The 19,652-nt window shown below is 67.2% G+C and carries 24 protein-coding genes and 3 pseudogenes; 5 read left to right on the top strand and 22 right to left on the bottom strand.

Annotated elements, in window-relative coordinates; translation table 11 throughout:
• Positions 1 to 34: 34 nt before the first annotated feature.
• Genes GO592_RS13730 through GO592_RS13710 form a run of 5 tightly spaced genes read right to left on the bottom strand, consistent with a single transcriptional unit; the run spans position 35 to position 2,919 of the window.
• On the bottom strand, positions 35 to 208 hold the full coding sequence (locus tag GO592_RS13730; RefSeq protein WP_009480519.1) for a hypothetical protein: 174 nt from the start codon (positions 206 to 208) through the stop codon (positions 35 to 37).
• A 13-nt stretch (positions 209 to 221) separates the two neighbouring features.
• Positions 222 to 1,022: a helix-turn-helix domain-containing protein gene (locus GO592_RS13725; RefSeq protein WP_007300699.1), complete on the bottom strand. Its 801-nt coding sequence runs from the start codon at positions 1,020 to 1,022 to the stop codon at positions 222 to 224.
• Between the two features lie 60 nt (positions 1,023 to 1,082).
• Positions 1,083 to 1,907 (bottom strand): MBL fold metallo-hydrolase, encoded by an 825-nt coding sequence (locus GO592_RS13720; protein ID WP_007300700.1) that lies wholly within the window; start codon positions 1,905 to 1,907, stop codon positions 1,083 to 1,085.
• A 17-nt stretch (positions 1,908 to 1,924) separates the two neighbouring features.
• Entirely contained in the window at positions 1,925 to 2,248 is a 324-nt protein-coding gene (locus GO592_RS13715; protein WP_007300701.1) for an AzlD domain-containing protein, read from the bottom strand.
• Entirely contained in the window at positions 2,245 to 2,919 is a 675-nt protein-coding gene (locus GO592_RS13710; protein WP_007300702.1) for an AzlC family ABC transporter permease, read from the bottom strand. Before GO592_RS13710 ends, GO592_RS13715 begins: the two co-directional genes overlap by 4 nt.
• A 93-nt stretch (positions 2,920 to 3,012) precedes the next feature.
• Here GO592_RS13710 and GO592_RS13705 point away from each other — a divergent pair, with 93 nt between their 5' ends.
• From GO592_RS13705 to GO592_RS13695, 3 genes are all read left to right on the top strand, one after another.
• Complete coding sequence (locus GO592_RS13705; protein ID WP_005255107.1) at positions 3,013 to 3,567, top strand: helix-turn-helix domain-containing protein; 555 nt, start codon at positions 3,013 to 3,015, stop codon at positions 3,565 to 3,567.
• Positions 3,568 to 3,686: 119 nt separating this feature from the next.
• Positions 3,687 to 4,046, top strand: coding sequence for a YciI family protein (locus tag GO592_RS13700; RefSeq protein ID WP_007300703.1), 360 nt, complete (start codon positions 3,687 to 3,689; stop codon positions 4,044 to 4,046).
• Between the two features lies 1 nt (position 4,047).
• On the top strand, positions 4,048 to 5,259 hold the full coding sequence (locus GO592_RS13695) for an RNA polymerase sigma factor (RefSeq protein WP_007300704.1): 1,212 nt from the start codon (positions 4,048 to 4,050) through the stop codon (positions 5,257 to 5,259).
• Between the two features lie 13 nt (positions 5,260 to 5,272).
• On the opposite strand, the gene GO592_RS13690 is transcribed toward GO592_RS13695, so the two are convergent.
• The 6 genes and pseudogenes from GO592_RS13690 to GO592_RS13665 form a co-directional block, all read right to left on the bottom strand.
• Entirely contained in the window at positions 5,273 to 5,749 is a 477-nt protein-coding gene (locus tag GO592_RS13690; protein WP_007300705.1) for a hypothetical protein, read from the bottom strand.
• Positions 5,750 to 5,890: 141 nt separating this feature from the next.
• Positions 5,891 to 6,448 (bottom strand): annotated as a pseudogene (locus tag GO592_RS13685) (Fic family protein); the annotation flags it as partial.
• A gap of 1 nt (position 6,449) precedes the next feature.
• The gene (locus GO592_RS13680; RefSeq protein WP_005255112.1) at positions 6,450 to 7,376 is read right to left on the bottom strand and encodes a metal ABC transporter permease; all 927 of its coding nucleotides are present in this window, start codon (positions 7,374 to 7,376) and stop codon (positions 6,450 to 6,452) included.
• 6 nt (positions 7,377 to 7,382) lie between these two features.
• Complete coding sequence (locus GO592_RS13675) at positions 7,383 to 8,120, bottom strand: metal ABC transporter ATP-binding protein (RefSeq protein WP_005255114.1); 738 nt, start codon at positions 8,118 to 8,120, stop codon at positions 7,383 to 7,385.
• The gene (locus GO592_RS13670) at positions 8,117 to 9,043 is read right to left on the bottom strand and encodes a metal ABC transporter substrate-binding protein (protein WP_172652268.1); all 927 of its coding nucleotides are present in this window, start codon (positions 9,041 to 9,043) and stop codon (positions 8,117 to 8,119) included. Before GO592_RS13670 ends, GO592_RS13675 begins: the two co-directional genes overlap by 4 nt.
• Positions 9,044 to 9,244: 201 nt before the next feature.
• Positions 9,245 to 10,417 (bottom strand): epoxide hydrolase family protein, encoded by a 1,173-nt coding sequence (locus GO592_RS13665; RefSeq protein ID WP_007300708.1) that lies wholly within the window; start codon positions 10,415 to 10,417, stop codon positions 9,245 to 9,247.
• Between the two features lie 103 nt (positions 10,418 to 10,520).
• Here GO592_RS13665 and GO592_RS13660 point away from each other — a divergent pair, with 103 nt between their 5' ends.
• Positions 10,521 to 11,108, top strand: coding sequence for a CGNR zinc finger domain-containing protein (locus GO592_RS13660; RefSeq protein WP_007300709.1), 588 nt, complete (start codon positions 10,521 to 10,523; stop codon positions 11,106 to 11,108).
• Between the two features lie 27 nt (positions 11,109 to 11,135).
• On the opposite strand, the gene GO592_RS13655 is transcribed toward GO592_RS13660, so the two are convergent.
• A complete protein-coding gene (locus tag GO592_RS13655) occupies positions 11,136 to 11,765 on the bottom strand; it encodes a hypothetical protein (RefSeq protein ID WP_039952848.1) in 630 nt (209 codons plus the stop codon).
• 210 nt (positions 11,766 to 11,975) lie between these two features.
• A complete protein-coding gene (locus GO592_RS13650; RefSeq protein WP_007300711.1) occupies positions 11,976 to 13,367 on the bottom strand; it encodes an NAD(P)/FAD-dependent oxidoreductase in 1,392 nt (463 codons plus the stop codon).
• A gap of 162 nt (positions 13,368 to 13,529) precedes the next feature.
• Here GO592_RS13650 and GO592_RS13645 point away from each other — a divergent pair, with 162 nt between their 5' ends.
• A complete protein-coding gene (locus GO592_RS13645; protein ID WP_007300712.1) occupies positions 13,530 to 14,075 on the top strand; it encodes an Lrp/AsnC family transcriptional regulator in 546 nt (181 codons plus the stop codon).
• Between the two features lie 83 nt (positions 14,076 to 14,158).
• Here the strand turns inward: GO592_RS13645 and GO592_RS13640 are convergent.
• The 9 genes and pseudogenes from GO592_RS13640 to GO592_RS13600 all read right to left on the bottom strand — a co-directional run.
• Positions 14,159 to 14,281 (bottom strand): annotated as a pseudogene (locus GO592_RS13640) (NrdH-redoxin); the annotation flags it as partial.
• Positions 14,282 to 14,813: 532 nt separating this feature from the next.
• Positions 14,814 to 14,962, bottom strand: a pseudogene (locus tag GO592_RS13635) (gas vesicle protein); the annotation flags it as partial.
• 168 nt (positions 14,963 to 15,130) lie between these two features.
• A complete protein-coding gene (locus tag GO592_RS13630; protein ID WP_007300714.1) occupies positions 15,131 to 15,538 on the bottom strand; it encodes a gas vesicle protein in 408 nt (135 codons plus the stop codon).
• Positions 15,535 to 15,825 carry a gas vesicle protein GvpO gene (gene gvpO / locus GO592_RS13625; protein ID WP_007300715.1) on the bottom strand — a complete coding sequence of 97 codons (291 nt, stop codon included), beginning with the start codon at positions 15,823 to 15,825 and terminating at the stop codon, positions 15,535 to 15,537. The genes GO592_RS13630 and gvpO overlap by 4 nt, the downstream gene beginning before the upstream one ends.
• Before the next feature lie 7 nt (positions 15,826 to 15,832).
• Positions 15,833 to 16,096 (bottom strand): gas vesicle protein GvpG, encoded by a 264-nt coding sequence (locus GO592_RS13620; RefSeq protein WP_007300716.1) that lies wholly within the window; start codon positions 16,094 to 16,096, stop codon positions 15,833 to 15,835.
• 4 nt (positions 16,097 to 16,100) lie between these two features.
• Positions 16,101 to 16,907, bottom strand: a complete 807-nt coding sequence (locus tag GO592_RS13615; protein ID WP_007300717.1) for a GvpL/GvpF family gas vesicle protein — start codon at positions 16,905 to 16,907, stop codon at positions 16,101 to 16,103.
• On the bottom strand, positions 16,907 to 17,275 hold the full coding sequence (gvpJ, locus tag GO592_RS13610) for a gas vesicle protein GvpJ (RefSeq protein ID WP_007300718.1): 369 nt from the start codon (positions 17,273 to 17,275) through the stop codon (positions 16,907 to 16,909). The genes GO592_RS13615 and gvpJ overlap by 1 nt, the downstream gene beginning before the upstream one ends.
• On the bottom strand, positions 17,272 to 18,567 hold the full coding sequence (locus tag GO592_RS13605; protein ID WP_202715184.1) for an SRPBCC family protein: 1,296 nt from the start codon (positions 18,565 to 18,567) through the stop codon (positions 17,272 to 17,274). Before GO592_RS13605 ends, gvpJ begins: the two co-directional genes overlap by 4 nt.
• Positions 18,568 to 18,572: 5 nt before the next feature.
• Positions 18,573 to 19,265, bottom strand: a complete 693-nt coding sequence (locus GO592_RS13600) for a hypothetical protein (protein WP_039952070.1) — start codon at positions 19,263 to 19,265, stop codon at positions 18,573 to 18,575.
• Positions 19,266 to 19,652: the final 387 nt, after the last annotated feature.

Genomic DNA, 19,652 nt, shown 5'->3' with positions numbered 1-19,652 from the left:
GTGAGGAACTGCCCGCCTTCCGGTGCGTACGCGGCTATTCCGCCCTGCCGATCCGCTTCCGCCCCGTGGGAGTCCCCGGGGATTCCGGCGGAATGAAATCCGATTTGATCGAGAACACGAACAGTGCCGACACCCCGACCACGACGACAAGAATGGTGAGGACTACGACCACGTAGCCGAAACCGACACCAATTGCTGTCAAGTCCATCAGACCTACCTCCTCAGTCGCTGCTCACGCTACTGCGGAGGGTAGCCGCTGTCACCGCATCGGCGGGGAAGAACGATTCGATGGCCAGCTCCGCGACCGTCACGTCGAGGGGAGTGCCGAACATCGTGGTCGTGCTGAGGAACGCCAGCGCCGTGTCGTGGTGCCGGATCCGTAACGGCACGACGAGCGACCCCGGCAGTTCGGCGCTGCCGACGGTGCCACCGGGGTAGCCCTCCAGCTCGCGCAGCAGGTCACGCAGTCCGTCGTCGCCGGTGACCGCGATTTGGTGCCGCAGCCGGTGCAGGAGATGCCCCCGCCACTGCGCCAGGTCCAGGATGCGCGGTGCCATGCCGTCCGGGTGCAGGCTCAACCGCAGGACGTTCACGGGCGGCTCGAGCAATTCCGCGGCGCACCCCTCGGTCAGCACTGCGACCGCGTCGTTGGCGTCCACCATGTTCCAGTGCCGGTCGACGACCACCGCCGGGTACGGGGAATGCGCGGTGAGGATCTTCCCGATGGCGTCGGCGATCGACGCCATCGGCATCTCCGACAGTCTGTGCTCCGGGAAGGCGGGCGCGAAACCGCCCGCGAGGAGCAGTGCGTTGCGTTCACGCAGGGGAATGTCGAGATGCTCGCTGAGGCGCAGCAGCATCGCCCGGGTGGGATTCGACCGTCCGGTCTCCAGGAAGCTGACGTGCCGTGCCGAGATGTCCGCCCGGTTCGCCAGTTCCAGCTGACTGAGCCGGCGGCGTTCCCGCCACGTCCGCAGATGGGTACCGACATGCAACGTTCGCCGATCGTCGAGGGTGGTCATGCGGCCAGCCTAGGTCGGGCGGATCGCCGCGACCATTACCTCGGACGTCGTGGTCAGCGGTCACGTCAGGTGATCGAACTCCCCGGTCACCCACGCGCAGTGACGGGTGGCCGAGTATTCGAGCGCCTCCCGGCCGTCGCTGTCGATCACGTTGTCGAAGTTGCCGATGATGCGGTCGAATTCGAGGTGCGACAATTGGTCCGCGATGCGCCGCACCACCGCCGCGGACAGCGGCAGCCGGTTGGGGTACGACCGGAGGAACGACACCGTGCGGCGGTCCGGGTTGGGGAACACGCCGTCCCCGGTGAGGAGGACACCCCGGCCGTCGGCGCCGTCCCGCCAATGTGCGACGGCGCTGCCCGGGAAGTGCCCACCGATCTGGTGCAGGGTCAGACCCGGCGTCACCTCGTGGGTGCCGGACCAGAACACGATCGGGCCGTCGGACCGCGCCAGCCATGTGCGGTCCGCGTCGGCCACCAGGATGGGCACGTCGCCGAGCGCCTTGGACCACTGCGTCTGGGCGCCGAACATGTGCGGGTGGCTGCCCGCGACGGCGAGGACCGGGCCGTGCGCGGCGACGGCGGCGACGGCGGCCTCGTCGACGAACCCGATCGGATCCCACAGCAGTGACCCGGCGGGGGTGCGGATCACGAGGGACTGCTGGCCGATCGCGGTCTTCGGGTCGACGTACAGGCCGTGCAGCCCCGGCTCGACCTCGTGCTCGACCGCGCGGTACCCCGCACCGGCCAGCTTCTCCACGGTGGTCCACTCCTGACCGCCCAGCGGAATGTACTGCCGTTCGTCCGCGCAGATCGCGCACTCGTCGGGGAGCGGGGTGTTCGGGTCCTGTTCGACGCCGCACGTGGCGCAGAGATGAAATAACACCCTTCGATCATGCATCCTCACGGCACGCCGAGGAGCCGCAATCCGGCAGCGGTGGCGGCCGCGGACAGGACGACGACGACGAAAGGCGTCTTCCGCCAAGCGAGTATGCCCGCGACGACGACGCCGGTGGGACGTGCCACTCCGGCGAGGTCGTGACCTTCGGTGAGCGCCGTCGTGCCGACCAGCGCGGTGAGCAGAACCACGGCGGCCGTCGCCATGGTTCGCTCCACCCAGGGCCGGGTGGCGATCCGCGGCCGCAGCGCCGGGCCCGCGAATCGGAATGCGAAGGTGCCTGCCGCGAGAACCCCGACCGACCCGATCAGCACGAGGTTCCCGGTCAACGCAGCATCTTCCGCCGCACACCCGCGAGCAACCCGACCAGTGCCGCCAGCACCGGAAGCCCGGCGGGCAGGAAGGGAGTAGTGGCCAGGGCGACGACCCCGCCGGCCAGCGCCGGCACCCGCACAGTCCGATCGCGCAACGCCCGCAGCACCAGCGCCAGCAGCACCGCCGGGAACATGGCGTCCAGTCCCAGCACGGCGGGGTCGCCGATCGCCGTGCCCGCCACCGCGCCGAGCAGGGCCCCGAGCGGCCAGCACACCGCGATCCCCACACCGCACGCCCAGTACGCGGCGCGCCTGCGGCCGGGGTCCGTCTCGCCGAGTGCGAACACCACCGACTCGTCGTTCATCGGATGAGCGCCGAGGACGCGTCGCAGCCCGCGCCCCAGCACGTCCCCGACCGCCAGACCGAACGGTACATGCCGCGCGTTCACCAGAAGCCCGGCGATCGTCGCCGCGATCGGGCTGCCGCCTGCCGCGACGATGCCGATGAACAGGAACTCCGCAGAACCGGCGAGGACCAGCACCGACAGTGCGACGGGCAACCATGCGTCCAGGCCCGACCCCACCGCGATGGCGCCGTACGACATGCCGACCAGTCCGTCGGCGAGGCACACCAGCGCGATGTTCCGGAGGACCCGCGAATCGAGTGTTCGCTTCATCGAACGCATGACTTCTATACTGAACACATGGTGCGGTGTTCGTCAAGACGAACGCAGCGCCCAGAATAATGAACACAATGTCGGAAGTCGGGAAGGGAAACCATGGCAGGGCAGTCCCCGCTGGGATATATCGGACCCTCGCTGCGTCGCGAACGGGAACGGTCGGGCATGTCCCTGACCGAGGTCGCCCGCCGCGCCGGGGTCGCGAAATCCACTCTGTCCCAACTCGAATCGGGGGGCGGCAACCCGAGCGTCGAAACCCTCTGGGCCCTCTGTGTCGCACTGGACGTGCAGATGTCGCAACTCCTGGACCCGCCCCGGCCCCGCGTCCAGGTCATCCGGGCCGACGAGGGCCCGGAACTGACGTCCGACCGGTCCGACTACCGCGCGACTCTCGTCGCGTCCTGCCCGCCGTCCGCGCGCCGGGATCTGTACCGCCTCGCCGTCGAACCCGGCCCGGCGCGGGAATCCGAACCGCACATGCCCGGCGTGGTCGAACACGTCATCCTCAGCGCCGGGCGCGCACTGGTCGGCGTGGCGGGCGATCCGGTCGAACTCGGACCCGGCGACTACATCGCCTACCCCGGCGACGTCGCACATGTGTTCGAAGCGCTGGAGGCGGGCACCCGCGCCGTCCTGGTGTCCGAGCACAACTGAGGTCATTCGGCGAAAATCCTCCGTGCAGAGTGTCGAATCGGAAGGGTGACGTTCGTATAGGAGGTGAGGGCCGGCCACATCCGAAGGTGCCGGCCTGCCGATCCGAGGAGGAACCCGAGATGACCCAGTACCTGTTGAGCGTGTACCAACCCGACGGCCCCGCCCCCGAACCCGACGTCCTCGCGAAGATCGGCGACGATCTCGACGCCCTCAACCAGGAGATGGTGTCCGCAGGCGCGTGGGTGTTCAGCGGGGGACTGTGCGCCCCCACCACCGCGACCGTGCTGCGGGCCAGGGGCGGTGACGTGCTCGTCACCGACGGCCCGTACACCGAGGGCAAGGAGCATGTCGGCGGATTCACCATCGTCGAGGCGCCCGACCTGGACGCCGCCCTCGAATGGGGTCGCAAGCTCACCCGGGCGACGACCCTCCCGATCGAGGTCCGGCCGTTCGCTCACCACGACGGAGCCGGCGACTGACGTGATCGCGTCCGCCGACATCGAACACGTGTTCCGTGAAGAACACGGTCGCGCGGTGTCCGTCCTGGTCGGGGTGTTCGGCGACATCGACATCGCCGAGGACGCCGTCCAGGACGCGTTCACCGAGGCGGTGCGGCGCTGGCCGTCGTCCGGGCTGCCGCCGAGCCCGGCCGGATGGATCATCACCACCGCCCGGCGCCGCACGATCGATCGGCTCCGGCGCGAGGCCTCCCGGCACGACCGCCACGCGCAGGCCGCCCTGCTGCTCGCCCGCGACGAACCGGTGGAGGAGGGCGTCGTGCACGACGACCGGCTACGCCTGATCTTCACGTGCTGCCACCCTGCGCTGGCCCCCGCCGCCCAGGTCGCGCTGACCCTCCGCCTCCTCGGGGGGCTCGGCACCGCGGAGATCGCGCGCGCATTCCTGGTCGCCGAGCCGACCATCGCGCAGCGCCTGGTCAGGGCCAAGGGGAAGATCCGGGACGCCCGGATCCCGTACCGGATGCCGAACGAGGCCGATCTTCCGGACCGCCTCCGCGCCGTCCTTGCCGTCGTCTATCTGATCTTCAACGAGGGATACACGGCCAGTTCGGGGGACCGGCTGACGCGAGCGGACCTGTGCGCCGAGGCCATCCGCCTCGGCCGGGTCCTGGCCGCGCTGATGCCCGACGAACCGGAGGTCACCGGGCTGCTTGCGTTGATGGTGCTGATCGAGTCGAGGCGAGACGCCCGCACCGACGGCGACGGCCGGCTCGTGCTCCTGCCCGATCAGGACCGCAGTCGGTGGGATCGTGACCTCGTCGCCGAGGGGCAGTCGCTGGTGCGGAAATGCCTGCGACGGAACACGCCCGGGCAGTATCAGATTCAGGCCGCGATCAACGCCGTCCACAGCGACGCGGCGACGGCCGCCGACACCGACTGGTGGCAGATACTGCAGCTGTACGACCAGTTGATGCCGCTGGCGCCGAGTCCGGTGGTGGCGTTGAACCGGGCGGTCGCCGTGGCCGAGGTCAGGGGACCGGAGGAGGGGCTGGCGCTCGTCGACCAACTCGACCTCGACAACTACCACCTGTACCACGCTGTGCGGGCCGATCTGCTCCGCCGCCTCGGCCGTTCCGGTGAGGCGGCGCGCGCCTACGATGCGGCGCGCGACCGCACCGAGAACGTGGTCGAGCGGGAATTCCTTCGGGTACAGCGCGATTCGCTCCGGTGATACGGGCTGCCGGTCAGAAACCCAGCCCCGGTGGCAGGCACACCGAGCCGAAACACGTCTCCGTGCGCACAGTGACGGGGAGAGGGTCCGCCGTCGCCGGCTTCGCGTACGCGGTCTCCGGGAGCGGCGCCGAACCCCACACCTCGTCGCCGGGGCCCGCGTTCTCACTGCAGATCCAGTGGATCAGGTAGTCGCCGTCGGGCACCGCGTCGAACACGAAGTCCCGCGGTCCCGGCCCGATCACCACATTCGATTCGTGGAACACCGCCACGGATTCGGGGTTCACGATGTCGTCCGCCGCATGCAGTCCGCCGAAGCCGCACACTACGTCGGCACCGGTGTCGTTCGTGATCGTCGTCGTGACGGTACTCCCGGCCACGGCGGCGGTGAGGGTCACATCGGGCGGGTCCGCGGCGGCGGGAGCGGCCAGGAACAGGGCGAGGGGGCCTGCGGCGATCAGCGTGACCGCGGCCCGGGGCACGAGTGTCATCAGCGGAACCTTCGTTCTCGGCGGTCTCACTCCGGACGTCACGGTATTGATACCCGCCGGGTGGGCGTATAAACGGCGGCGGGCGACACGTCAGTTTCCGCCGGCGGATCATTCGACGGCACCCGCCGGGGATCGGAGCAGTCAGTGTCGGCGGCGTTTGGCGCGGGCGGCGAACTCGTCCAGCATCTGGACCACGTCCTCGGCCTGCCAGATCCGGTTCCGTCGCCCGTCGGTGGTCTGGGCGAGTATCCCGGCGTCGACCAGGCGGTCGATCGCGATCTGCGCGTCGAGGGTGCAGCCGTTGGCGACCGCACCGAACGATGCCTCTGCGATCGACCGGACGATCGGCTCGACGTTCCCGGACCGGTACTCGCCGAGCGCGTCGCAATACTCTGCGGTGTCGTGTAGGAGGCCCGCGGACACCGGAACGGCAACGCTGCGGGTGAGCTGTCCGCCGCGCAGCATCGCCTGGATCAGGGCGCGTCCGACACGCCCGTTGCCGTCCAGGAACGGGTGGATGGTTTCGAACTGCGCGTGCGCGACCGCTATCTGCGCGATCACGGGCACATCGACGCGGTTGGCGAAGACGATCAAGTCGTCGATCAGTTCGGGAACCCGGTCATGGGGCGGGGGGACGAATTGCGCGGTGTGCGGTCCGAGGCTTCCGCCGCCGATCCAGACCTGCTGCTGCCGCCATCGACTACGACTTCGGTTCCGGCGCCCAATCACGTTCCTCGTGAATCTCGGTATTCCTGTGTTCGTCACGTGGTGTCCGGCGTCGCCGGGAGGCGGTGATTCGGCGACCGATGATTCCGTGCTGGGGTGCGAACAGGTAGACCAGCGCGAATGCCGCGCCCTGGGACAGCACCACCATGCCGCCGCTGGCGGTATCGAGGTGATAGCTCAGGTACAGGCCGATGACGGCACAGGCCGCCGAGATCGCCGGGGCGATGACCAGCATGCGGTGGAAGCTATCCGTCAGTAGGTACGCGGTTGCCCCGGGAATGATCAGCATTGCGACGACCAGGATGACGCCGACGGCCTGCAGGGCCACCACCGCTGTCAGGGCCAGCAGCCCCAGGAGCGCCGCCCCGAGTAGGCGCGGGTTCAGGCCGATGGCGTGGGCATGGGTGGGGTCGAAGGCGTACAGCGTGAAGTCGCGCCGCTTGACGATCAGTGCGATGAACACGAAGGCCCCGAGTACGGCGATCTGGACGAGGTCGGAGCGGCTCACGCCCAGCAGGTTGCCGAAAATGATGTGGTTGAGATCGGTTTGGCTCGGGGTGACCGAGACCAGCACCAGTCCGAGCGCGAACAGGGTGGAGAAGACGATGCCGATCGCGGCGTCCTCCTTGACGCGGCTGGTGTCGCGGACCACCCCGATCAGTGCCACGGCCAGGAATCCGAAGATCACCGCGCCGATCGCGAACGGGGCGCCGACGATGTAGGCGAGGACGACGCCGGGCAGGACGGCGTGTGAGACCGCATCACCCATCAGTGACCAGCCGATCAGAACCAGCCAGCACGACAGCACCGCGCAGACCACGGCGGCGATCAGGGTGGTGATCAGTGCGCGGACCATGAAGTCGTAGCGCAGCGGGTCGACGAAGAAGTCGATGACGTCCATTGATTCTCAGGTCCTTGTCATGACATCGAGGCCGAAGGCGGCCGCCAGGTTCTCCGGTTGCAGCACGACCGTCGGGTCGCCGTGCATGAGAACGGTGCGCATCAGCAGGATCGCCTCGTCGGCCAGGGTGGGCAGCGCGTGCAGGTCATGGGTGGAGACCAGGATCGCCGCGCCCGCTGCGGCGAGTTCACGCAGCAGCGCGGTGATGGTGGCTTCGGAGCGTTTGTCGACCCCGGCGAACGGTTCGTCGAGGAGAAGGATGGTGGCGCCCTGCGCGATTCCGCGGGCGACGAAGGTGCGTTTCTTCTGGCCTCCGGACAGTTGCCCGATCTGCCGGTCCGCCAGTTCCGTGAGTTCGACGCGTTCGAGGGCGTGGTCGACGGCCTCGCGGTCAGCTCTGCCGGGCCGCCGGGTCAGGCCCATGTGTCCGTACCGGCCGGTCATCACCACGTCACGCACCGAGAGCGGGAACGTCCAGTCCACGTCCTCGCTCTGCGGAACGTAACCCAGCACACCGGTCTTGCGGGCCGCGGCCGGCGCCGTGCCGTTGATCCGGACCGTTCCGGAGTCGGGTTTGACGGTGCCCATGATCGTCTTGAACAGGGTGGACTTTCCGGAACCGTTCATGCCGACGAGGCCGCAGACGCGTCCGGGCTGCAGGGCGAGCGAGACCTGTTCGAGCGCAAGGACATCGCCGTAGTGGACGGTGACGTCCTGTACCTCGACGGCCGGCTGGGTGGTCATGATTGCTGCCCGTTCAGTGCGGCGGTGAGGGTGTCGGCGTCGTGCCGGATCAGATCCAGGTACGTCGGCACGGGCCCGTCCGCCTCGGACAGCGAGTCGACGTACAGAGTGCCACCGAACGCGGCGCCCGTCGCTTCGACGACGCGTTGCATCGGCGCATCCGACACCGTGGATTCGCAGAACACCGCCGGAACCCGATTGTCCTTGACGAACTCGATCGTCGAAGCGATCTGCTGGGGCGTGGCCTGCTGTTCGGCGTTGACCGGCCAGATGTACTTCTCGGTCAGCCCCGCGTCCCGGGCCAGGTACGAGAACGCTCCCTCGCACGTGACCAGCGCCCGTTCGTTGACCGGCAGCGCACCCAGCTCGGCCACCAATTCGTCCTGCACCTTCTGCAACTGCGCCTTGTAGGCGTTGCCGTTGATGCGATAGTCGGCCGCATGCGCGGAATCGAGTTCGCTGAACGCGGCGACCATGTTGTCGACGTAGATCTGCACGTTCAGTGGTGACATCCAGGCGTGCGGATTCGGTTTGCCCGCGTAGGCGTCCTCGCCGATGGCGATCGGCTCGACGCCGTCGCTGACGACCACGTGCTCGACGTCCACACCGTCGACGAACTGGGCGAACCACGCCTCCAGGTTCATCCCGTTGTCGAGAATCAGGTCGGCCTGGGCTGCCTTCTTGATATCGCCCGGGGTGGGCTCGTATCCATGGATTTCGGCGCCCGCCTTGGTGATCGATTCGACCGTCACGTGTTCACCGCCGACGTTCGCGGCGATATCGGCGAGAACGGTGAACGTCGTCAACACCACCGGTTTGTCGTCTGCCGGCCCGTCGCTCGTCCCGCACCCGGACAGCATCAGCGCTGTGGCAAGAGCTGTCAGTGCTGCGGCAGCCGTCGCCGACCGCCGTCGCACACCCACCTTGAAGCCCGTTGTTTTCACGGTCGAATCATAATGTTCGGCTCGCCGAAACCACAAGGGTGTGGCGCCCACGCAACGCCGTGAGATGCCGCAGTCCGGCGGTGAGGGGCCCTGCCAGCGGCGGGGGAGATGACCACTGGCAGGGCCTCCGCAAACCAGTCCGCAGGTGCTCGTGATCCGAGTCCCCGCAGCCAGCCGCGTTCACCGATCAGCGGCCAGCACTGCCGCGAGGCCTTCTCGTAGATCCTTGACGAAATACTCGGGAACCTCCAGCGACGGGAAATGTCCCCCGGATTCGGGCGACCTCCATCGGACGATGTGCCGGTACCGCGCCTGCGCCCAGGGGCGCGGACACTTCTCGATGTCGCGGGGATACATTGTGATTGCTGAGGGGACGTCGACCCGAAGTTCGGGGTCGAGCGAGTTGTGACTTTCGTAGTAAATGCGGGCCGACGATGCGCCGGTCCGCGTCAGCCAATACAGGGTGACGTTGTCAAGAACGCGGTCTCTCGAAATCGCCTCGAACGGGCTGTCTTCGGTATCTGTCCACTCGGCGAACTTGTCGAGAATCCAGGCAAGAAGCCCGACCGGTGAGTCGACGAGCGAGTAGCCGATGGTCTGCGGGCGGGTCGCCTGCTGCTTCGCGTACGCCGCGCGGTGGCGCCAGAAATCACGGGTTTCCTCGGTCCATTTGCGCTCGACCGCCGTCAGCCCGTCCGTTGTCAAGCCGGGCGGTGCCTCCGCGAACGTTGTGTGGATGCCGAGAACGTGCGCCGGGAACCTGCCGCCGAGGACGGTGGTGATATTGCCTCCCCAGTCGCCGCCTTGGGCTGCGAACCTGCTGTAGCCGAGCCTTCCCATCAGTTCCACCCATGCGGCCGTGATCTTTTCGGTTCCCCATCCGGTGGTGGCCGGCTTGTCGCTGTAACCAAAGCCTGGTAACGACGGCACCACGACGTGGAACGCCGGCGCGTCTGCATCTTTCGGATCTGCCAGCTCGTCTACTACATCGATGAACTCGGCAATGCTGCTTGGCCAGCCGTGCGTCACGATCAGAGGAGTGGCATCTGCGCGCGCGGATCGGCGGTGCAGGAAGTGGATTCCCAGATCATCAATTGTCGTGCGGAACTGGCCGATACGGTTGAGGCGCTCTTCGAACGACCGCCAGTCGTACCCGGTGCGCCAGTAGTTCACGACATCGACGAGGTCGGCGAGAGGAACGCCCTGTTCCCATCGGCGAGGGTTGGGCGCGGCGCGATAGACCGTCTCGGCCTCCGGTAGCCGCGCCGCGGCTAATCGCGCGCGCAGATCATCGAGGTCGGCGTCAGTTGCGTGGGCTTCAAATGCTTGCACGCCGCTGGTTGGACGGGGCATGAGACCTCCTGGCCATCGCGGAACCGGCAACGACCTATCGTGAACCGGCTAAGACGGTTCTAGCATGCCCGGGAGCCGGCATGCAACCTGCTAAGGTGGTTCCATGCGCGCTCGATTCCCTGACTTTCGTCTCGGAAACGTGCTGGCAACCAGCTTCACGGCGACTCTGACGGAGCGTCGTGGCGACGCCGTGGAGCGCATTCCGACGCCGCAGCGACTCGTCGACTGGCTGGCAGTGAACGGCCTGACCGTGGAGTCCTGCACCACCGCCCAGCTCGAACTCGCTCGGGAACTGAGGGAATCGATTCACGCCGCCGCGACAGCGACCGCGACCCAGGACGCTCTCCCTGCGTCTGCCATCCACACCATCAATGACTGCAGCATTCGGGGTCGGGCCGCGGCGATCCTGACGCCCGAGGGCAATCGTCAATGGCGACTGAGCTCGGCTACCTGCGTAGAAGACGCCCTGAGCGTGATCGCCGCCGACGCGATCAGCATCATCGCAGGCGAACGGGACGGGAAAATGGCCCTGTGCGCATCGCCAACCTGCCAGGCCGCCTTCTTCGATACCAGTCAAAGTCGCACCCGCAAGTGGTGTGACATGAACACGTGCGGGAATCGTCAGAAGAAGGCGCGGTTCAATGCCAACCAGCGCAAGAACGGGACTGCCGCACGAACGGGTGTCATCTGATCCGATTGGGCCGTCGCACTGAACTGATCACTTCGGCGTCCAACCTCGGGCCCGCCCGATCGTGGGCGCGAGCCGCCACAATCCTGCGGCGGCGAGAACATGCCACAGCGCGTGCCCCTGCAGGACACTGCTCGGCTGGCAGATCGACGTCCGGTCGCCGATGGTACCGAGTAGAGCGCCGGACGCGAGAAGCAGCCCCGCGACGATGGTCGCGCGCCGCAGTTGCGGACGGATGCGGGCGCGTTCCAGACCGAATCCCACGGCGACCGCGGCGAGCATTGCCTGCACGATCGTGGATACCGTCGGGCCGGCCGCCACGGCAGGAATCATCACGACCGGGACGACGAACCACCACACCGGCGACAGTCGACGGCCGATCCGGTCGGAGGCGGCGTCGACGGCGATGTAGGTGAGCAGTGTCGCGATCGGGATGTCGTGTGCGTACGCCTGCCACGGCGGGTTGGGTCCGTGCGCAACGAGCGACCCGGCGCCCACTGCGACGACGAGCAGACCGTAGGTGACGGTCGGTGCGCCGTGCGGACGACGTGCGACGACCGCGAGGCCGGCAACTACGAAGGCCAGGCTGGTGACAGCGGCGGCCGGCTGCCCGATGAAGCCTGCGTCTCGATACAGCTCGCAGGCGTTCGCCAACATCATGGATGCTGGTCGGTCGACGCCCATTCTTTCGAGGTTTCCAAAGTGGTCCTCCGGTCGCAATCGCGCTCGGCGTGATCGCGCCTCGATGCACACATCTGTCGGACAACATGGCCGCGCCCGGCCGGGGGTTGGGCGGACAGTGCCTGGATCCGCGTGGTTGAGCTTCGTCGCATGGGGATTCGGGAAGACAAGGCCTCGGTCAGTGGTGCGTCAGCTCGCTCGCGCGACGTCGGCTTCCGTGTCCTCGATGCGGCGTTCGAGGTAGTGCAGCTGCGCGATCGCGTTGCGGGCGGTGATCTGCTGGTGGGTGTTGGTCAGTTGACCGCGCCAGGTGCCGAGGAAGGTCCAGGCCCACGAGAGCAAGGTGGCGAGGCGGCTGCGGAAGCCGACGACATAGACGACGTGCACGGCCAGCCACATGATCCACGCGAGGAAACCGGTCACCTCGAGGCCGCCGATCTCGGCGACCGCGTTGAATCGGCAAATCGTTGCCATCGAGCCTTTGTCGCGGTACCGGAAAGGGGTCCGTTCCGGTGCCGGGCGCCCCTTCGCCGCAGCGGTGACCTCGGCGGCGATCTGTTTCGCGGCGTAGCGGCCCCCTTGGATCGCGACCTGGGCGACGCCGGGAAGACGATCGCGCGACATCATGTCGCCGACAACGAACACGTTCGGATTGCCCGGCAGGGTGAGGTCTTCGTCGACGGCGACGCGACCGGCACGGTCGATGTCGGCACCGGACTGTTCGGCGAGCCGGCGACCGAGGGGACTCGCTGCCACTCCCGCGGACCAGACCTTGCAGACGGACTCGATGCGGTGCTCGGTGCCGTCGGCATCGCGAACGGTCAGTCCGCCGGCGTCGACGTCGGTCACCGACGCACCCAGCCGCACCTCCACACCCAGCTTTTCGAGGGTTTCCGCCGCCTCGGAACCGAGGTTGTCTCCGAACGGCGGCAGTACCGCCGAGGCTGCGTCGAGCAGGACGATCCGTGCATCCCGCGGATCGAAGTTGGAGTACGCCCCGACGAGCGTGCGGTGTGCGAGCTCGGCGATCTGGCCGGCCATCTCGACGCCGGTGGGACCGGCGCCGACCACGACGAAGGTGAGCAGGCGTGCCCGCTCCTGCGGGTCGGTGGTGACCTCTGCCTGCTCGAACGCGCCGAGGATCCGGCCACGGAGTTCGAGGGCGTCGTCGATCGTTTTCATGCCGGGTGCGTGTTCGGCGAAGTGGTCGTTGCCGAAATAGGACTGCTGAGCGCCGGCGGAGACGATGAGGCTGTCGTACCCGGTCACAGTGGTCTGTCCGAGATGTTCGGACGTCACCGTACGTTCGGTGAGGTCGATGGTGGTGACGTCGCCGAGTCGGACGGCGGCGTTGGCCTGGTCCTTGAGGATCATCCGCGTCGACGGGGCGATCTCGCCTTCGGAGAGGATGCCGGTGGCAACCTGATACAGGAGCGGTTGGAACAGGTGGTGGGTGGTGCGGTCGATCACCGTGATGTCCACGTCCGCGCGGCGGAGGGCTTTGGTCGCGAACAACCCGCCGAAGCCAGATCCGATGACGACGACGCGGTGACGCGCGGGCGGCGGCTGGTGGTTGCTCATGGTGAGCCTTTCCGATCACGCTCAGGGGCGACGATCTCGGTGTCGGGGAGACGGGGGGGGGTGTGTTCGCTTGCGACCAGAAATTCGACCAATAGGCATCAATAGTGAACAAGCGGCGCAGAGAATCCAAGGTAAGGGAACAAAATTCTTTAGACTGAGCCGATGAAGAAGAATGTTCCGAGCAAGCCGTATTCGGAAGGCTCTGTATCGAACGATGTTCGGGCGGGGGCGCCGATCGATGACATCGACCGGATACTCCTCGATCAACTCTCGCGGGACGCACGTACCCCGAACAACGCCCTCGCCGCCCTCGCGGGCATCGCCCCCTCGACCTGCCTGGGCCGCGTGCGGTCCCTGATCGACCGCGGAGTGATCCGCGGCTTCCATGCCGACATCGATCCCGCCACCCTCGGCAGGGACCTGCAGGCAATGATCGCAGTTCGAGTGCAAGCCAACGCAAGACAGCATCTCGGGCAGCTCGCCGAGCAACTCGCCACCGTCGACGAGGTGCTGAACGTGTACTTCATCGCCGGTGCCGACGACTACCTCATCCACGTCGCCACCGCGAGCAGCGAGGAGTTGAGGCGCTTCGTCCTCGACCACCTCAGCGCGCATCCTGCGGTCGCCTCGACCGAGACCATCCTGATCTTCGAGCACGTGCGTCCACGACATCGAGCGCCGGGGACCGAGCACTCCTCGGGCCGCTGAGGATCTCCCCGTGGGCGCTGCGTCGTGTCAGGGCGCCGAGGCCCGGACCTGTCAGGCTGCGGCGAGCGCTTTGATGCGGTCGAGTCGTGGGCGTCGGAGTCTCGCGTGATGTCGACGATTGTGTAATCGAGCCCCTCGTTGTCCAAGGCACGGTAGGTGGCGGTGCATTGCACGCAGGCTGGTCTGCTGTAGATCGTGATGGTCAAGGTGCGCTCCGCTCCGTGTGTGACGACGGGGGACCGGAAGCATATGCGCTCCGGCCCGGGTTCGCGCGGTGCGACGGAGGTAGCGACAGTCCTTCACACTGATCGAACATGAGTTCGACTATCTGTTATGGTGACCGTTCGGTGTCAGTGGCGGTGTAGGGAAGACTCCGTCGCTGGCACCGTCAACGAGACCGGAAACTGCGAGTAGCGTTGCTGCTCAAGGGTTATCGGCTCGTAGTGACGGGCTGGTTCAGTCACGAGTTCGCGTGCGGATCGGTTTGCAGACTCTCGGGTCTTCGGAGTGTCTCGGATCGCCGGGGCAAGGTCTGGTCGCTGAGCCGTGCTTCCCGGGCATTCTGGTGGGCGACTATTGCGTCCTGCCAGTCATGATCGGTCACGGCGGCGTGCTCGCGGGCGGCTGGGGGACTGGTACGCCGGGGTGTGCTGGTGCTGGTGTGTTGCGGGGCTTCCTTGACCCCGCCGGGGGGTTCGGTTCCGGCGGGGTACCGGGCCACCGCGCGATGGGCGCGGCAACACCATCAACGGTAGCGGTGTGGTCGGCGGCGTGCTTGTTGCGCAGCGAGATCCGCACCATCTCCACGTCGGCCAGCGACAGCGTGATCTCGCCGGTGATGACGACCCCGCCACCGAGCACCGGTCGAGCAGGTCGACCAAGGCGATGCGGCGAGTGTCGTCCGCGGGGGACCGCGGGAACCATGTCGCTCACGGGTTCGCCTGATCGATCCCCGCGAAGGCGTACGGGGGCCACGGTCCGGTCATCTCCAGTGTCACACCCTGATGTTCGGTGTCGTTGCCCTCTCGGAGGTGATGCCGTCCGGCCACACCCCGTCACTCTCGGTCATCGTCGTCTCGTCGCCTGCCCTCCACCTCGATTGGCGTACCCGCCTCCATCTGGGGACGCACCGACCGGTCGGACTCGAGTGCGGCAATGCGCTCCTTCAGTTTTCGATTCTCGAGCTCGAGGTCGCTGCTCTTGCCGGTCAGCCATGGATCGTTCTCCCACCAGTTGATCCCGACCTCCTTCGCGGTTTCCAGCGAGGCGATGACCAGCCGCACCTTGATGGTCAGCAGTTCGATGTCGAGGAGGTTGACTTGGATGTCCCCGGCGATCACCAGGCCCTTGTCGAGTACCCGCTCGAGGATTTCCCCGAGATTCGTCGACTGGTGTCCGCCGCCGCCCAGCCCCCCGGCGGGACTCTGCGGGAGGCGTCCGGAGTTGCCGCCGGACAGGGTCATGACTGCCCGCCCACGCTGTATCCGGCACCGCGGCTGTAGCGGCGGGTTCTGCGGTAGGACAACAACTCTCCGTCCAGATCCAACACCACCTCGTACAGGGCGAGCATGTCCGTCGTGGACGGGATGCGCCGATCCTCGACCACTTCCACTTCCACGGTCCATCCGTCGTCGGTCGGCATCACCGACGTCGCACCCAACGGTTTCTTGCCCGTCAGCTGGGTGATGTCCCGCAGCGCGAGCGCGGCGATGTCCTGCGCCGGCAGGGGCGGTGGCAGCTCCCGCGCCATGACCTTTTCACTCCCTCTCCGGAGTGGCCGTCGGTCCCGGTCCCGGTCCCGTTCCGGTCATTCGGTCCAGGATGGCCTGCTGCGCCTGCTCTTCCTCCTCGGCGGAGATCTCACCCCGCTCGCGGGCGTCGTCCAACTCCTCGAGCGCGCGGCGGGCGCTGGCGGGATTGTGGAGTTCCTCCTCGACCTGCCGCTGAATCAACTCGGCCAGCGAGATCACCCCGCGCACCGGCGCGAGTGGCAGGGTGACGATGAACGAGAGCAGTCCCATCGCCTCAGCCCTCCGGTGTCGGGGACACCACGAAGTCGTAGGCGGCGAGCGGGCCGAGCAGCCGCATCTCGACCCGGCCGTCCCACCGCTGCGCCAACGCGCCCACCGCCTGCTCGAGCTCGTCCTGCCGGGCGACCTCGACCAGGACGGCCACCTGGGCGGCGTCCTCCTCGTGGGTGGGTTCGCGGACGTTGACCGCGTCGGCCAGCGAGTCGAGTGCCTCGACCACGGTGGCCGTATCTTCCTCCCGCTTCGCGACGATCGCGTTGGCCACGATCTCGCCGAGGGCCATCCGGGCGTCGCGGGTGGTGGCCTCCGGCTGGTCGCGGATCGTGTCCCGCAGTGCGCTGGCCCGCTCGTTCTCGCCGATCACTTCCCACAGGATGGCGTGTTCGACGTAGCGGGCCTTCACCACGTATTGGGCCTTACCTTCGAGTTGCTCCATCGCGGCGGCGAACTCGTCGGCGTGCGCGGTGAGCAGTTCGTCCTTCACCGCGTCGGTGTCGGTCAGCACCGCCCCGAACCGCAGGGGCAGTACCGGCGCCACCCGCGCGGCGCCGTCCAGCAGGTGTGCGTGGGCCTGAAGGTCCGCGGGTTTGCCGAGCGGCCGGTCCACCGATATTTCACTCACCAGCGCCGCGATGTCACCGTGTCTGACGGTGCTCACCTGGGAATCGTCGACGCCGACCGCGTCGTCTTCGGTCTCCACGTCCGCGGGCACGATGCCGTAGACGTAGACGCCGGTGGTGCGCGGCTGTTCGGGCGCATCGGTGGCCTGGTCCGACGCATCGGCCTGCTTCGACGTGGACATCACTTGTCCCCTCTGCTGGATTTGCGCGACACGCGCTCGGGCTCCTCTTGTCCGCCGCCGAGGAGGTCACCGAGTTTGTCGCCGGCGGCCTCGAGCGCGCCCTTGGTCTTCGACTTGGCACCACCTTCGGTCACGGACCCCACCAGATCGGTCAGGCCCTTGGGTTCGCTGCCGATCTCGAGCCGGTTCACCGCCTCCGCGAACCGCAGATACGTGTCGACGCTGGCGACGACGATGCGGGCGTCGATGGTCAGCAGTTCGATGCCGACCAGCGAGACCCGCACGTAGGCGTCGATGACCAGGCCCTTGTCGAGGATGGTGTCGATGACGTCGGCGAGGCTGCTCGAGCTGGGTCCGCCGGTGGTCATCGGCGGGCTCCGCGCTTCGAGGCGGCGGACTTTGTGGCGGCGGTCTTGCGTGGTCGGCCGCGGCGTGCCGGTGCCGGCGGTTCACTCGCGGCGGCGGTCTTGCGTGGTCGGCCGCGGCGTGCCGGTGCCGGCGGTTCACTCGCGGCCGCGGTCTTGCGTGGTCGGCCGCGGCGTTTCGGCGGGGGCGCCTCGTCCTCCTCGGCCTCCTCGTCGACCGCTTCCTCGCCCTCGTCTTCCTCAGCCTCGGGCTCCTCCTCCTCCTCAGGCTCCTCGTCGACCGCTTCCTCGCCCTCGTCCTCTTCAGCCTCGGGTTCCTCTTCCTCGGCCTCGTCTGTTTCCTCCGGCTCCTCGTACTCGTCCTCGTCTGCCTCGGGCTCCTCGTCCTCGTCGCTTTCCTCGCGCTCTTCCGATTCCTCCGGCTGCGCCTCGTCCTCCTCCCGCTCGACTACCTGACCGTCCCGGATTTCTCCGCGCCAGCCCTCGACGTCGTCGGGATGGAGGATTGTCTGTGTCATGACATGGCGTGCAAAGTGCTTCAATTCCAGCCGTGCTCGTCGTCCCTGTGCACGCCAGAGGTTTCCCGTCTTCTCGAACAGTCCCTTCGGGTGATACTCGAGGATGAGAACGATGCGGGTGAGATCGGGGGTCACCTCGTGGAACGTCACCGCCCCGTCGATGAAACCTTTGGCGCCCTTCGAACGCCACACGATCCGCTCGTCGGGAACCTGCTCGAGGATCGTCGCTTCCCAGGTTCGGTGCGACAGGAAGATCTGTGCCTTCCATTCGAGCTTTTCGTCCGATTCCTGTTCGACCCGTTCGACCTTCTTCATGAACGACGGGAAGTCGGCGAATTGGGTCCACTGGTTGTAGGCCAGCTGAACCGGGACTCCGACGTCGATCGTTTCGACGATGTTGGTCAATTTCAGCTTCTTGCCTTTTCCGCTACCGCCACCGCCCCCGCCGGTGACGGCGTCCTTGACGTCGGAGGCCTTGTCCTTGACCATCTGCTTGGCGCCCTCCCACCAGCCACCGCCGGTGTCGGACTTGTCCGGCGACTCGTCGTCATCCGTTTTCTCGGAACCGGTGAGCGCGGCGAGCAGCCCTCCTTCGCCGCCGCTCTCGGCGTAGTCGGTGAGCCGACCGGAGGTGTTCGACACCTTGTCCGAGACCGACGACAGTGCCTTCTCGGCGACCGTGCCGAGCAGCGTCTGTATCGAGTCCTGCAGCACGCTCGACGCGCCGTGCCCGTCACCCGGTACGGCCTCTTGTAGTTTCTTCGCGGCGTTCGTCATCGCCGTCACCTCCGTGCCCGTCGGACGGGCGCGGAGTCCGTCGTGGCCTTGGCCCGTGTCCTGCCTTTGCGGGCCGGAGTCTCTTCGTTACCATCGTCTTCATCTGACTTCGCGGTCCGCGACCTGCTCGCGGGCCGGGTGCTGCTGGTGCTCGACGCGCGGCGGCGCGGCGTGGGCCGCTTACGTGGGGCCGGCTGTTCGTCGGCCGCTGCCTCGTCTTCGTCCTGCTCCTCGAAGTCGTCGGCCGCGTCTTCCTCGCCGGGGGAGTCGTCCTCCGGCTGTTCGTCGGTACTGGGCTGCTCGTCGTCGTCCCGCGAACGAGTCCGCTTCTTGCGGCCGAATGTGCCCACCTTGGTGACATCATTGACGTTGTCCGGGAGATCGCTGACGGTGCCCGTGATCTCCTGGCCGCCCGATTGGAGCCGGTTGCTCAGCGAGTCGATGCGCTGGCTGGCAGCGGTGACCGCTGCGGCCTTCGCCGCGCTGACTAATTCTCCCCGGACCGTGTCGCCGAGTTTGGCGACTTCCGGGGAATTCGCGAGCATCTTGGTGCCGAGTGTGAGCAGCTCCCGCGGCCCGCCGCGAAAGCGCCCGGTCGTCCCGGCCCCGGCGAGCATCAGTGCCAGCTTCATCCGGCGGGTGCGGCCTAGCAGATAGCCCGCACCGATCGCGGCCGCCATCTGAGTCTTGTTGTTCATCATTGAACCCCTTTTTGCCGAGTAGTCACCACGCACCTCTCGCCAACCTCGGAGATGTGTCGCAAGACCGTTTTCGGAGATGTGCCGCAAGACCGTGCGCGGAAGGGGATACGCATTGTCGGACTACCCCAACCCGGCAACACTCAATCACCAGCACAAACACTGTTCGGGCCGACTTCACGGACACCCGTTTCTCGGTTGCGCAGAAATTCGATGTTTCCGCCCTTTCCCGCAGCGACCGTGATGAAGCGAGACGGCCTCACGCGGACGGACCTCTCGAAGATATTGCTGCGCAAGGCATTAAGCACTGTGCGGTGGTTCCGTGAGGGTTCGTCGAGCAACGGAAGGTCGCTGGTGTTCAATGGTTGCGCAATGCCGCGATGAATT

Source organism: Rhodococcus sp. 21391, assembly GCF_016772255.1.
GTDB lineage: Bacteria > Actinomycetota > Actinomycetes > Mycobacteriales > Mycobacteriaceae > Rhodococcus_F > Rhodococcus_F opacus.
This window is presented reverse-complemented; position numbering and strand designations above follow the sequence as displayed.